We start from the raw sequence: 13,308 nt of genomic DNA on the forward strand, positions 1-13,308 counted from the left end.
GTCACCCCAGGGCGTCACGCAGCGCGGGCAGCAGGGTCTTCTCCGACCACTCCAGAAACGCCGGCTGGGTCTCGCCACCGATCTGGACCACGGCGACCTCGGTGAATCCGGCGTCGGCGTACGGCTTCACCGCGGCGACGAAGTCGTCCGGGTCGCTACCGCAGGGGATGGCGGCGGCCACGTCGTCCGGTGTGACGAACTGGGTGGCTCCGGCGAAGGAGTCCGGGTGCGGCAGCTCGGAGTTGACCTTCCAGCCGCCGCCGAACCAGCGGAACTGGTCATGGGCGCGCGCGATCGCGGTGTCCTTGTCCGGGTCGTACGAGATCGGCAGCTGCCCCACCCGTGGCTTGCCCTGTCCGCCGTGCCGGTCGAACGACTCCACCAGCTCCCGCTTCGGCTCCGTCGCGATGACCAGGTCGGCCAGCCGGCCGGCCAGTTCGCAGGACCGCTCGCCCGAGACGGCTACGCCGATCGGCGGCGGCTCGTCCGGCAGGTCCCAGAGCTTCGCGGACTCCACGTCGAAGTGGGTGCCCCGGTGGTTGACGTGGCCGCCCCGGAACAGGGCGCGGATGATCTCCACGGCCTCCTCCAGCATCTCGTGCCGCACGTCGACGGAGGGCCAGCCACCGCCCACCACGTGTTCGTTGAGGTTCTCGCCGGAACCGAGACCCAGCCGGAAGCGGCCCTCCGACAGCAACTGCAACGTCGCGGCCTTCTGCGCGATCACCGCCGGGTGGTACCGGAAGGTCGGGCAGGTCACATAGGTCATCAGCGGGATGCGGGAGGTGGCCTGAGCGGCCGCGCCCAGGACCGCCCACGCGTAGGGCGAGTGTCCCTGGGAACGGAGCCACGGGAAGTAGTGGTCGGAGGTGACGGAGAAGTCGAAACCCGCCGCCTCCGCCCGCACGAGGTGGTCGACCAGGTCCCGGGGACCCGCTTGCTCGGTCATCATCGTGTATCCGATTTGCACCATGACGACGCGGGTTTCCCCGGAAGGGGACGAGAAACACCCTCGGGGGGCTCCTCGGCGCCGGCCGGCCACGTCCCACGGCCCGGGGCCGGGGCGGGCGCCGTACAGCGGCGTTCCGGCCGGTCCGGGAACCCGGGGCGCCGTGCCCGTTGACCGAGGGGGAGCGGCCCCGGCGCCCGGGCCGCGCGCACCGCCCGGGGGGACGGACGTCCGGCCGAAACCCCTGTGGCGCGCGCGCCCTCGTCCGGGGCCCCGCGCGGTCCGGCGAACCGCCCCGGCCGGAGTCCCCCCGTCCGGCCGGGGCTCTTTCGCGTCCGCCGCGGTTCCCGGCACCCGGGCGGCCGGGGCGCGCGGCCGGGCCCGGCCGGTGTGCGGCGCCCTGGCCATGGCATGTCCCCGCCGGATGTCCCCGCCGGGCGGGCGTGCGACCCTGGGCCCAGGGCGTCCCGAGGAGCCGAAGGAGTGCGGTGATGACCACGCGGCAGGCCGGCGACGTGTTGAAGTCCGCGGCGGCGGAGCTCGCGCCGCGCCAGGGGGCCAATCCGCTGGTGGCCTCGCTCGCGGCGGGCACGGCGAGCCGGAAGGTCATCGGCGCGCTCGCCCTGGAGCAGCGGCACATCATCCCCTCCGACCGGCGCTCCTTCGGCTACCTGGCCGACCGCTCCGCCGGGCATCCGCGCGCGGCCGAACTCTTCGGCACGCTGGCGGAGGGAGAGGACGTCGCGTTCCGCCGGCTCGGCGCCCTGCTCGCCGGCTGCGGACTGGACGAGGCGGCCGCCGAGGCGTACGAGCCCCGGGCCGGCTGCCAGACCTACCCCGCGTACGTCGCCTGGCTGGCCCTCAACGGCGAGCCCGCCGACGTGGCCCTCGCCGTCTTCGCCAACTTCTCCGCCTGGGGCGGCTACTGCGCCACCATCGCCTCCGCGATGCGCGCCCGCTACGGCTTCGCCGACGAGGAGTGCGGCTTCTTCGACTTCTTCGCCCTGCCCGCGCCCGCCCTGGAGGAACTGGCGGTGGCCGCCGTGCAGGAGGGACTGGACCGCGGGCTCCTCACGGCCGCCGGCCACCGGTACGGACGGCTGCTCCAGACCTATGAGCTGATGTTCTGGGACACCCTCGCCACGTAATGACCTCCGGGCCACCCGCCCCGACCTCCGCCGCTGCGGCGGTCCCGGCGTTATCGTCGCGGCCGGGCCCGCCTCGGGCTCGTCCCGGGCCCGCGCGGGAGGGAGGGTCCGTACGGGAGGGAGCACCCGGCCGTGTACGGCCGGCCGCAGGGGCGAGGGCGGTGGGACGGCGGGAGGGGAGGCGGCATGGAGCGGGTGCCCGTCAACCGGACGGAAGCGGCGGGTGTCGTCCTGCTGAGCGGGGTGCCCGGCAGTGGGAAGACCACGGTGGCCGCGGCGCTCGCGGCCCGGCTGCCGGCCGCCGCGCACATCGAGGTCGACGCCCTCCAGGGCATGATCGTCAGCGGTGGCCGGTGGCCCGCGCCGGAGCCCGACGAGGAGGCCGACCGGCAGATCTTCCTCCGCGCCCGTAACGCCTGCCTGCTGGCCGGCAGTTTCGCCCGCGCCGGGTTCACCGCGGTCGTCGACGACGTGGTGGTACGCCGGTCCCACCTCGCCTGCTACCGGGAAGCCCTGGCGGGCCTCACGGTCCGCACCGTCTTCCTCGCGCCCGGCCCCGAGGTGGCCAGGCGGCGGAACCTGGCCCGGGACAAGCGGCTGGCCACCGACTGGTCCTTTCTGGACGGGGCGATGCGCGCCGAACTCGGCGGCGAGGGCCGCTGGCTGGACAGCGCGGAACTGAGCGTGCCCGAGACGGTGGACGCGATCCTGTCGCTGACCGGCCTCCACCGGGGCTGACCCCGTCCGGCCCTGACCCCGTCCGGCCGGGTGTTCCGGTTGGTCCGGGAGGGTGTGGGTACCCGCCGGAAGCCCGGCCGGCGGGCGCCCGGGGACGGCCGGGCGCGACCGTGGCCGGAGCGGGCCCCTGACCACCGGCGAACCGGGAGGACATCCATGGCTGTACGGCACCGGCTGATCGAGCGGCCCCCGGAGGCGGTCTGGGCCGTCCTCGCGGACGGGTCGCGGTACGCGGACTGGGTGGTCGGCACCTCGTCCTCCCGCCAGAAGGACGACCGGTGGCCGCAGGAGGGCTCCGCCCTCGCCTACACGGTGAGCGTCGGCCCCTGGACGGGGGAGGGGGAGACGGTGGTACGTCTGGTGGAGCCCGGCCGGCGGCTGGAGCTGGAGGCCAAGAGCGGGCCACTGGGCACCGCGCGGATCGCCTTCGAACTGCGCCCCTGGGGCGACGCGACGCTCGTCGTCGTGGACGAGCACCCGTTGCGCGGGCCTGGCGGGCTGCTGCACAACACGGCCGCCGACGCCCTGCTGCAACTCCGCCACCGGGCGATGCTCAGGCGCCTCGCCGAGGTCGTGGAACGGGAGGCCACCCGGGGTAACGCGCGAGTCCGGGCGAAATAAGTGTTTTACCCCCTCCCGGGTGGTGACCCGTCACCGGAGCACCGCCCCACACCCGGGAGGACAGATGATCAGCCACCAGCAGATCCCCACCGTGCTCGACCACGCGGTGTACGACGCCGAGGGCAACAAGATCGGTGACGCCAAGCATGTCTTCGTCGACGACGTGACGGGGGAACCGGACTGGGTCAGCGTCAAGACCGGCCTCTTCGGCAGCAGCGAGTCCTTCATCCCGATCCGGGAGGCCATCCTGATCGAGGACCACCTGGAGGTGCCGTACCCCAAGGGCAAGGTGAAGGACGCCCCGCACGTCGATGTCGACGCGGGCGGTCATCTGTCCGCCGTGGAGGAGCGCCGGCTGTACGACTACTACGGCATCGGCTGGGACGAGTCCCGGCAGCGGACCGCCGGCCGCGGCGAGGAGACCACCGGGTACGCGGACGAGCGAGCCGGGTACGCCGAGGACACCGGCTACGCGGCCGACTACGCGGGTGAGCGCGCCGCATACGACGACACCGCGACATACGACGACACCGCGACCGCCGGGTACGCGGGGGCCACCGGCGCCGGACACCCGGGGACGGCGCCCGGAGGCACCGGCGACGAGGCGATGACCCGCTCCGAGGAGCAGCTGCACATCGGCGTCGAGCGCCGTGCGACCGGGCGTGCCCGGCTGCGCAAGTACGTGGTGACCGAGGAGGTCCAGCAGACCGTGCCGGTGCGCCACGAGGAGGTGCGCGTCGAGCGCGAGCCCATCACCGAGGCCAACCGGGACGCCGCCCTCTCCGGCCCGGAGATCACCGAGGCCGAGCACGAGGTGACCCTGCACGAGGAGCGCCCGGTCATGGAAACCGAGGCCGTCCCGGTGGAGCGGGTGCGCCTGGAGACGGACGAGTACACGGACGAGGAGACGGTCCGGGGACAGGTGCGCAAGGAGCGTATCGAGGCGGACATGGCGGACGCGGCCGAGAACGCCGCCGCCGACGACACCGACGACACCGACGAGCGGGGCGGTCGCCGCGGGGGCTTCGGCCGCTGACCGGCGGCCGGGGGCGGCGCGCCGGAGGCCGGACGCCCGCCCGGGCGGGCACCGTACGGCCGCTGCCCCGGACGGCCGCCGATTCGGCCGGACGGCCCCGCCGGCCGAGCCGGCGGGGCCGGCGGGCCGGGGGAGGGGCGCCGGCGGACGGGCCGGCGCCCCGGTGGCGCGGTGCCCGGCCGTACCGGCCCGGCGGGGACGACAGCGGTACGGAGCGCGGCCGTCCCCGGGGCGTGCGGCCTCAGAAGGAGTAGACGCTCGTCCCCTCCGCCTGCATCACGCAGGAGTTGGAGAAGGTCCGCTCGAACTGGACCCGGCGACCGTCCCATACGCCCTGTGCCGTCACGACCACCGGGTCGTAGATCTTGACACACGGGCGGCCGTTGTTCTGGTCGCCGAGGGCACGGAACTCACCGTCCACGGCCTTGAGTTCCGCGCACGCGGCCTTCGGGTCCGGGTGGCTGCCGCCGGCGCCGGGGGAGCAGACGAGGGTGACCGCGCGCAGCGGCGTCGCGGCGGCGGCGGTCTCGCCGCGGGCCACCGTGAGCACCAGCGCCGAGGGGGCGTAGAGCGATTCTGTCCGCGGGGCGGGGGCCGCCGTCGCGGGGGCGACGGCGGTGGCCAGAGCACCGGCGGCGGCGAGTGCGCAGACGGCCGTGCGCGTCATGGTCTTCCGCATTGCAGTGGACCTCTTCTCTTTTCGGTTTGTGTGTTCGTGCGGACGGGGAACACACTGCCGCACCCTCGCTGTTGATGCACATTCAGCAACTCTTTTCAGTTTTGTCTGCTATTCAAGCAGTGACGTGAAATAGCGGTCGCCGGTACGCCGCGAATATGCCGTTCCCGGAGCCACCAGGGGTGACCGGGTGGTCAAGGGAAGTTCAAATCCGTACGACTGCTCGGATAGTGAGGGTCTGTGACGTGCAACACGGCCGAAACGCGGCGGTAACACGACACTCCCGCCCCCTGTGGGGCGGATGAGTCTCCCGTGAGCGGCGAAGACCCGGCCCCCGCCGGCGAAGGTGGTGGTCGGCACCTTTCACGGGAAGGTAATGTGCGGGCAAAGTTGGGGCAGCCCCGGTGCACCATCATCGGAGCGGCACCACCCCGCCTCCCCGGGTGTGGTGTGTCCCGGCGCTTCTGCGGCGATCCCGCAGGCCCCCACTGACCCGACCACACCGCGCCCCGGCCCCCGGCCGGGAGCAGCAGGAGGCAGGCCATCATGCAGTCACTCATCGACCACGCCCGTACGTTTCCCCACACCGTCGCCCGGCGGTCCGACGAGTTCCGGGAACTCGCCGCCGGACAGGCCCCCGAGGCCCTCTTCATCACCTGCTCCGACTCGCGGGTGATCCCCTCCCTGATCACCGGCGCTCGTCCGGGTGAACTCTTCGAACTCCGCACCGCGGGCAACATCGTTCCGCCCTATGACACCGGCCGGCCGAGCGGCGAGGCGGCCACCGTCGAGTACGCGCTGCGCGTGCTCGGTGTCCGGGACGTGGTGGTGTGCGGCCACTCCCACTGCGGGGCGGTGGGCGCGCTGGTACGAGGTGACGACCTCTCCGCGGCACCGGCCGTGCACGGCTGGCTCAGCCACTCGGTGACGGCGCTTCCGCGAACGGACGACCTCGCCCACGCGGTGCGCTCCCACGCGGTGGCCCAGTTGGCCGCCCTGCGCGGCTATCCCGCCGTGCGGGAGCGGCTGGAGCGCGGCGATCTGGCCCTGCACGCCTGGTACTACGAGGTGGACACCGGGCTGGTCACCACCCATCTGCCGGAAACAGTGGGCGAGTTCGGACCGCTCTGAGGCGGGCGCGCCCCGTCCCGCCCACTCGTCCGTCCCTGTCCGCCGCCCTCCGCGCGGACCGCACCGTGAGGAAACCCACCCTCGTGTTCTCCCTGATGAAGGATCCCACCGTGCTGCGCCGGGACTTCCTGGCGTCGCTCGTCGTCTTCCTGGTCGCCCTGCCGCTCTGCGTCGGGGTGGCCGTCGCCTCCGGCGTCCCCGCCGAACTGGGCCTGGTCACCGGCATCGTCGGCGGGCTGCTGGTGGGGGCCCTGCCCGGCAGCGCACTCCAGGTCAGCGGCCCCGCCGCGGGACTGACCGTGCTGGTCTACGAGGCCGTGCGGGAGTTCGGCCTCGGGGCGCTCGGCGCCATCGTCCTCGTCTCCGGGCTGCTTCAACTGGTGCTCGGAGCCCTCAGGTTCGGCCGCTACTTCCGCGCGATATCGGTGGCCGTCGTGCAGGGCATGCTCGCCGGCATCGGCCTCGTCCTGGTCCTCGGGCAGGTCTACGCGATGGCCGACACCGCCCAGCCCTCGGGCGGCCCCGCAAAGCTCGCCGGCCTGCCCCGACTGGCGGGTTCCGTCCTGAGCGGCGGCCCGCCCCTCACGGCCTTCCTCGTCGGTGCGGCGACGGTGGCGGTACTCGTGGTGTGGCCGAGGCTCCCGGCCCGGGCACGGGTCGTGCCCGGCCAGCTGGTGGCGGTGGCGCTGGCCACCGGAGCGGTGGCCGTCCTCGGTCTCCCGGTGGCCCGGGTGGAGGTGCGGGGGCTGCTGGAGTCCGTACAGCCGCCGGGGCTCGGTGACTTCGGCGACCTGGCCGGCGTGGCGGCGATCGGCACCGTGCTGGCCTTCACCCTGATCGCCTCGGCGGAGAGCCTCTTCAGCGCGGCGGCCGTGGACCGGATGCACGACGGCCCGCGCACCGACTACGACAAGGAACTGCTGGCCCAGGGCGTCGGCAACACGGTGTGCGGGGCGCTCGGCGCACTGCCCATGACCGCCGTCATCGTCCGCAGCGCCGCCAACGTCCAGGCGGGCGCCCGCACCCGGCTCTCCCGTGTGCTGCACGGGCTGTGGCTGCTGCTGTTCGCCGCGCTGCTGCCCGCCGCCATCGGGGTCATCCCGCTCGCCGCGCTCGCCGGCGTCCTGGTGCACGCCGGCTGCAAGCTGATACCGGTGCGGGAGCTGGTCCCGCTCTGGCGCGAGCACCGGGGCGAGGCCGTCATCCTCGCGGTGACCGCCGTGGCGATCCTGGTCACCAACCTCTTCGAAGGCGTGATCCTCGGCCTGCTGCTCGCGGTGTGCAAGACCGCCTGGGAGACCTCCCATCTCCATGTGGAGGTCCGTGAACTGACCGGTGGCCGGATGGTGGCGGCCATCAGCGGCAACGCCACCTTCCTGCGACTCCCCAAGATCCTGGGGGAACTGGAGGCGCTGCCCAGGGACCGGCCCATCGAGCTGGACCTCTCCGAACTGCGCCACCTGGACCACGCCTGCCGCGTCGCCCTGGAGAACTGGGCGCTGCGCCACAACGGCGCGGGCACGGAGCCGGTCCGCTTCCTGTCCCCGCCGTCCGGCCGCCCGGTGGGTCAGCCGGCCGAGCCGGCCCGGCCGGCCCCCGTCCGGAACACATAGGCGACCACGGTGGAGGGCGTCAGGCGGTCCTTCTGGATGACGGCGACGCCCCCGCCCGGCCGCGCTCCGGGATCCGTCGCCGCCCCGGTGTCCCGGGGTGCGGCGGCGGCCGTGGCGGTGGCGGTGGCGGCGAGCAGCGTGCCGGCCGCCACCGCGCAGGCCGTGGCGACGGTACGGACGTTCATGGGAGCCCCTCTCGGCTGTCGGGTGGTGCCGTGCCCAACGAGCGGGCGCCCCGGAAGTGGCGTCGTCCGGCCCCTGGGGACGCCCGGGCTTCCTCCGGCGGGCCCGGGGCCCGGAAACCGCCGGAGGAGGGCGGCCCCCGCGGGGTGGCGGCGGGGGGCCCGTGAGCGGTTGACCGGCGCCCGGGAGCGGGCGTTATATGGGGCTAAAGGGCATATAAAGTCTTCCCTAGGAGGCGGGCCCGCGATGACCACCCACCCCAGCCCCAGCATCGAGCACCACCCCGACATCGCCGAGATGCGCTCCCGGTTCGAACGGGCGACCGCCACCCCGCGCGCGCAGGCGGTCGAGACCCTGGCCCTGCTGACGGGCCTCTACCTGGCGGCCTCACCGTGGATCGCCGGGTTCAGCGGTCTCACCAACCTGGCCGTCTGCAATCTGATCACCGGTGTGGCATACGCCCTGTGCATGGGCGGCTTCGGGAACGCCTACGAGCGCACCCACGCCATGGCCTGGGCCGCCATCGTCATCGGCGCCTGGACGATCATCTCCCCCTGGGTGGTGGCCGGGAGCGCCGACACCACCCGCACGGTCGTCAACAACATCATCGTCGGCGCCGTGGCCCTGGTGCTCGGCCTGGCGATGGCCGCCATGAGCGACCGCCGCACCGGCCGCTCCTCCGCCGCCAGGGAACCCGCCGCCAGGGAGCGGTGAGCCGCTCGCCCGCCGAGCGATCCCCGAGCCATTCCCGGGCCGGCCCCCGGAATCCACCACCGGTCCCGCCGGCCGAAGGCCCCGGCACCGCCCGCCCACCGGCGGTGCCGGGGCCGTCTCGTCCGCGCTCGCCCACATCGCCCTCACTCGCCCCCGGCCGTTCCGCCCCGCCCGCGTTCACAAAGCCTTCATACCGCTCAGGTGTGCGGTTCGGCCGGGGTGGGGAGGGCGGTGATCATGACACACACGACCGCCCCCGTCCGCCGCCCCGTACGGCAACTGCTCGCCGCCTCCGTGGGCAACGCGGTCGAGTGGTACGACTGGTACGCGTACACCTTCCTCGCCACCTACATCGCCGCCCAGGTCTTCCCCGGAGGCACCGGTAACTCGCTGGTCCCGCTGCTGTCGACGTTCGCCGTCTTCGCGGTGGGATTCTTCATGCGGCCGGTCGGCGGCCTGCTGATGGGAGCGGTGGCGGACCGGCACGGCCGGCGGGCCGCGCTCACCGTCACCATCCTGCTCATGGGCGGCAGCAGCCTGCTGGTCGGTCTCACCCCCACCTACGCTGCCGCGGGCACCCTCGCCCCGGTCGTCCTGGTCGCCGCGCGGCTTCTGCAAGGGCTCTCCGTGGGCGGGGAGTTCGCCGCCTCCACCACCTTCCTGGTGGAGTCCGCCACCCCGGGCAGGCGCGGTCTCTTCTCCAGCTTCCAGTACGTCTCCACGACCGCCGGGCAACTGACCGCCTCCGGCCTCGCCGCCCTCCTGGTGGGCACACTCGGCGAGACGAGCATGAACGGCTGGGGCTGGCGGGTGCCGTTCCTGCTCGGTGCCCTGCTCAGCCTCGTCGGCTTCTGGATCCGGCGCGGCGCCCACGAGACGCTCGCCACCGCGACCCCGGACGCCACCGCCTCGTACCCGGACACCGTCACCGTCCCGGACACCGTCACCCTCCCGGACACCGTCACCGTCCCGGACACCACCGCCACCCTCCCGGAAGCCGCCCCGCACCCCACCGGCACGCGGGAGCACCCGGCACCGGACCGGCCGGGGCTCTTCGACGCCCTGCGCCAGTACCCCCGCCAGTCCCTGCTGATCGGCGGCATCACCGCCGGCGGCACACTCGCCTACTACACCTGGACCTCCTACCTCCCGACCTACGCCGAACTCAACGCCGGCGTCCCGAAGTCCGACGCGCTGCTCGCCGGCACGCTCGCGCTGGCCTTCTTCGGGCTCCTCCAGCCGGTCGGCGGAGTGCTCTCCGACCGCTGGGGCCGCCGCCCCCTCCTGCTCTTCTTCGGTCTCGGCTTCGCCGTACTGAGCGTCCCGCTGCTCCGCTCGGTCGGCTCCTTCTGGTCGCTGCTGGCGGCCCAGTGCGCCGGCATGGTGCTGCTCACCGGCTTCACCGCCATCTCCGCGGCCGTCAACGCCGAGATCTTCCCGGCCAGGGTCCGCGCCGCCGGCATCGGCTTCCCGTACTCCCTCACCGTGGCCCTCTTCGGCGGCACCGCGCCCTATGCGGGCACCCTGTTCACGGACCTGGGGCAGCCCGGTCTCTTCCCCTGGTACGTCGCCGCGCTCTGCCTCGTCTCCTCCGCCGTCTACGCGAGGCTTCCGGAGACCGCCCACCGGCCGCTGGACCACTGAGCCGTCCGCACGGCACCGGGCATCCATGACGTGCGAGAAACCGGAACACTGACTGCATCCGCCACCGAACCGTGGGTACCCGCGCTGCCGTGGCCGCTCGCGGGGCCATGGAGCGGCCGTCCGGGGCGTGGCGTGTGCCGATGGACGGACTTCGACGGACCGGCCGTTTCACCGTGCCCCGCGACGGTCATGGCTGTGGAGTTGCTGTCCAGTCCGGACTGTCCCGTCCCGAGCACGGAGAGACGATGAACAACGAGAACCCCCTGAAGGCGGCGGCGGAGAAAATCACGGAGGCGGTGCGCGGTGAGGCGGGCCCCGCACCCGAGATCCCGGGCGTGCCGGCACCCGAGCCGCCGTCGTTCGCGGAGCCCACCGAGCCTCGGGTGCCGCTGCCGCCCAAGTCCGACCAGAGCGGGCCCGAGACGGTCAGCCCCACCGGCCAGCCCACCGGCGCCGAGCAGGCCAGGGTCGCCCAGAGCGGGGCGTACCTGACCACCGCGCAGGGGAACCGGCTGTACGAGACCGACCACTCGCTCAAGGCCGGGCCGCGCGGACCGGTGCTCCTCCAGGACCACCATCTGCGCGAGAAGATCATGCACTTCGACCACGAGCGCATCCCGGAGCGCGTGGTCCACGCCCGGGGCGCCGCCGCGCACGGTGTCTTCCAGGGGTACGGCACCGCCGCGAAGATCACCAAGGCGGCGTTCCTGGAGAAGGACATCGAGACCCCGGTCTTCGTCCGGTTCTCCACCGTCCTGGGCTCGCGCGGCTCGGCCGACACCGTCCGGGACACCCGCGGCTTCGCCACCAAGTTCTACACCAGCGAGGGCGTCTTCGATCTGGTCGGCAACAACATCCCGGTCTTCTTCATCCAGGACGCCATCAAGTTCCCCGACATCATCCACGCCGGGAAGCCGCACCCCGACCGGGAGATCCCGCAGGCCCAGAGCGCCCACGACACCTTCTGGGACTTCGTCACCCTGCACACCGAGGCCACCCACCACACCCTCTGGAACATGTCCGACCGGGGCATCCCGCGCTCCTACCGGATGATGGAGGGCTTCGGCGTCCACACCTTCCGGCTGGTCAACGCCGAGGGCGCCACCACCCTGGTCAAGTTCCACTGGAAGCCCAAGCTCGGCGTGCACTCCCTCACCTGGGAGGAGGCGCAGATCATCAACGGCATGGACCCGGACTTCCACCGCCGGGACCTGGCCGACGCCATCGAGTCGGGCGCCTACCCGCAGTGGGAACTGGGCGTCCAGACCTTCCCGGACACCCCCGACCAGACCTTCGAGGGCATCGACCTGCTGGACCCGACCAACATCGTGCCGGAGGAACTCGCCCCGGTGCAGCCGATCGGGCTGCTCACCCTCAACGCCAACCCGTCGAACTACTTCGCCGAGACCGAGCAGGTCGCCTTCCACGTCGGCCACCTCGTCCCCGGTATCGACATCACCGACGACGCGCTGCTCGCCGGCCGGCTCTTCTCCTACCTGGACACCCAGATCACGCGGCTCGGCGGCCCCAACTTCGGCCAGCTGCCGATCAACCGCACCCACGCCCCGGTCAATGACATGCTGCGGGACGGCATGCACCAGACCGCCGTGCACACCGGTGTCGCCCCCTACCGGCCCAACTCGCTGGACGGCGGCTGTCCCTTCCTGGCGGGCAACGACACCGGGGCGTACATCGAGGTCCCCAAGGAGCTCCCGGCCGCCCGCAAGGTGCGCGAGGCCGCCGCCTCCTTCGACGACCACTTCAGCCAGCCCCGGCTCTTCTGGCTCAGCATGACGCCCCCGGAGCGCGAACACATCGTCGCCGCCTACACCTTCGAGCTGGGCAAGTGTTACGAGCAGGCGGTCAAGGAGCGCGGCCTCCAGGTCCTCGCCAACATCGACGGCGAGCTCTGCGCCCAGGTGGCGGCCGGCCTCGGCCTGCCCGCGCCGGAACCCACCGTGCCGCACACCGAGGCCGAGCCCAGCCCCGCCCTCTCCCAGCTGGGGCAGGAGTGGCCGGCCGACGGCCGGATCATCGGCATCGTCACCGACGGGAACGGCGACCTGGCCGGCGTACGCGAAGTCCGCCGCGCCGTACTGGACGCCGGAATGGTCCCGCTGGTCATCGCCCCGGCGGGCGGCAAGCTCGACGCCGACGGCGACCCGATCACCGTGCAGCGGACCTTCGCGACCGCCCGCTCCACCGAGTTCGACGCCCTTCTGCTCGCCGGCGTCCCCGGCCGGGGCCGCGACGCCTTCGGCGCCCGGGACGCCAAGGCCGGCGACACCGGCACCGCCGAAGCGCCCACCGACCCCCGGGTGCTGCTCATGCTCGCCGAGGCGTACCGGCACGCCAAGGCGCTCGGTGGCTGGGCGGGTGCCGAGACCGCGCTGGCGGCGGCGGGCGTACCCACCGGCGCGCCGGGCGTGGTGACCGGCGACAGTGGCTCCGCGGTGCTGGCGGACGTCACCGCGCTGCTCGCCAAGCACCGGGTCTGGGAGCGCTTCCCCGCGGCGCTCTGACCCGCCCGCGCCCCGGCTCCCCGCCGGGGCCCCGGCTTCCCGTACGCGCCCGTCACCTCCGGCGGGCGCGTACCCGTGTCCGGGCGCGGCCCCTCCGTCCGCCGCGGGACAGAGCCGTACGCCTCCGGGGCGGCACCGGGCACACGGCGGCGCGCCGCTCCCCGCAGCGGGGAACGGCGCGCCGGTCCGGGTCAGACGTCCGTGCCGGTGTCCGGCCGCCCGGGCGGCCGGGAGTCCGGGTGCGCCTGCGCCGGGTGCGGATGAGGGTGGACATGGGGGTGGGCATGGAGGTGCGGGTGCCCGTCGGGACGCGGTGACCCGGCGTCGGTGTCA

The 13,308-nt window shown here is 73.5% G+C and carries 12 protein-coding genes; 9 read left to right on the forward strand and 3 right to left on the reverse strand.

The features are described from left to right. Position 1: 1 nt before the first annotated feature. On the reverse strand, positions 2-973 hold the full coding sequence (locus tag NX801_RS04355) for an LLM class F420-dependent oxidoreductase (protein ID WP_258785558.1): 972 nt from the start codon (positions 971-973) through the stop codon (positions 2-4). A 467-nt stretch (positions 974-1,440) separates the two neighbouring features. Between NX801_RS04355 and NX801_RS04360 the strand changes: the two genes are divergently transcribed. The 4 genes from NX801_RS04360 to NX801_RS04375 all read left to right on the forward strand — a co-directional run bounded on the left by NX801_RS04360 (position 1,441) and on the right by NX801_RS04375 (position 4,492). Then, positions 1,441-2,097, forward strand: coding sequence for a heme oxygenase-like domain-containing protein (locus NX801_RS04360; RefSeq protein ID WP_258785559.1), 657 nt, complete (start codon positions 1,441-1,443; stop codon positions 2,095-2,097). Between the two features lie 186 nt (positions 2,098-2,283). Next, positions 2,284-2,835, forward strand: coding sequence for an AAA family ATPase (locus tag NX801_RS04365; RefSeq protein ID WP_258785560.1), 552 nt, complete (start codon positions 2,284-2,286; stop codon positions 2,833-2,835). 156 nt (positions 2,836-2,991) lie between these two features. After that, the gene (locus NX801_RS04370) at positions 2,992-3,456 is read left to right on the forward strand and encodes an SRPBCC family protein (protein ID WP_258785561.1); all 465 of its coding nucleotides are present in this window, start codon (positions 2,992-2,994) and stop codon (positions 3,454-3,456) included. Between the two features lie 64 nt (positions 3,457-3,520). After that, positions 3,521-4,492, forward strand: a complete 972-nt coding sequence (locus NX801_RS04375; protein ID WP_258785562.1) for a PRC and DUF2382 domain-containing protein — start codon at positions 3,521-3,523, stop codon at positions 4,490-4,492. A 241-nt stretch (positions 4,493-4,733) separates the two neighbouring features. On the opposite strand, the gene NX801_RS04380 is transcribed toward NX801_RS04375, so the two are convergent. Further along, a complete protein-coding gene (locus NX801_RS04380; RefSeq protein ID WP_258785563.1) occupies positions 4,734-5,159 on the reverse strand; it encodes a subtilase-type protease inhibitor in 426 nt (141 codons plus the stop codon). 555 nt (positions 5,160-5,714) lie between these two features. Between NX801_RS04380 and NX801_RS04385 the strand changes: the two genes are divergently transcribed. Both NX801_RS04385 and NX801_RS04390 read left to right on the forward strand, forming a co-directional pair. Next, positions 5,715-6,299: a carbonic anhydrase gene (locus NX801_RS04385; RefSeq protein WP_258785564.1), complete on the forward strand. Its 585-nt coding sequence runs from the start codon at positions 5,715-5,717 to the stop codon at positions 6,297-6,299. Positions 6,300-6,394: 95 nt separating this feature from the next. Then, positions 6,395-7,912: a SulP family inorganic anion transporter gene (locus NX801_RS04390; RefSeq protein ID WP_258785667.1), complete on the forward strand. Its 1,518-nt coding sequence runs from the start codon at positions 6,395-6,397 to the stop codon at positions 7,910-7,912. Here NX801_RS04390 and NX801_RS04395 read toward each other — a convergent pair. Then, positions 7,867-8,097, reverse strand: a complete 231-nt coding sequence (locus NX801_RS04395) for a hypothetical protein (protein ID WP_258785565.1) — start codon at positions 8,095-8,097, stop codon at positions 7,867-7,869. The genes NX801_RS04390 and NX801_RS04395 overlap by 46 nt on opposite strands. Before the next feature lie 244 nt (positions 8,098-8,341). Here NX801_RS04395 and NX801_RS04400 point away from each other — a divergent pair, with 244 nt between their 5' ends. The 3 genes from NX801_RS04400 to NX801_RS04410 all read left to right on the forward strand — a co-directional run bounded on the left by NX801_RS04400 (position 8,342) and on the right by NX801_RS04410 (position 12,975). After that, positions 8,342-8,809 (forward strand): SPW repeat protein, encoded by a 468-nt coding sequence (locus NX801_RS04400; protein ID WP_258785566.1) that lies wholly within the window; start codon positions 8,342-8,344, stop codon positions 8,807-8,809. A 237-nt stretch (positions 8,810-9,046) separates the two neighbouring features. After that, the gene (locus NX801_RS04405) at positions 9,047-10,453 is read left to right on the forward strand and encodes an MFS transporter (protein WP_258785567.1); all 1,407 of its coding nucleotides are present in this window, start codon (positions 9,047-9,049) and stop codon (positions 10,451-10,453) included. 245 nt (positions 10,454-10,698) lie between these two features. After that, positions 10,699-12,975 (forward strand): catalase, encoded by a 2,277-nt coding sequence (locus tag NX801_RS04410; RefSeq protein ID WP_258785568.1) that lies wholly within the window; start codon positions 10,699-10,701, stop codon positions 12,973-12,975. Positions 12,976-13,308 lie beyond the last annotated feature (333 nt).

Origin of the sequence: Streptomyces pyxinae, from assembly GCF_024756275.1 — a bacterium.
In the GTDB taxonomy this organism is placed as follows: domain Bacteria; phylum Actinomycetota; class Actinomycetes; order Streptomycetales; family Streptomycetaceae; genus Streptomyces; species Streptomyces pyxinae.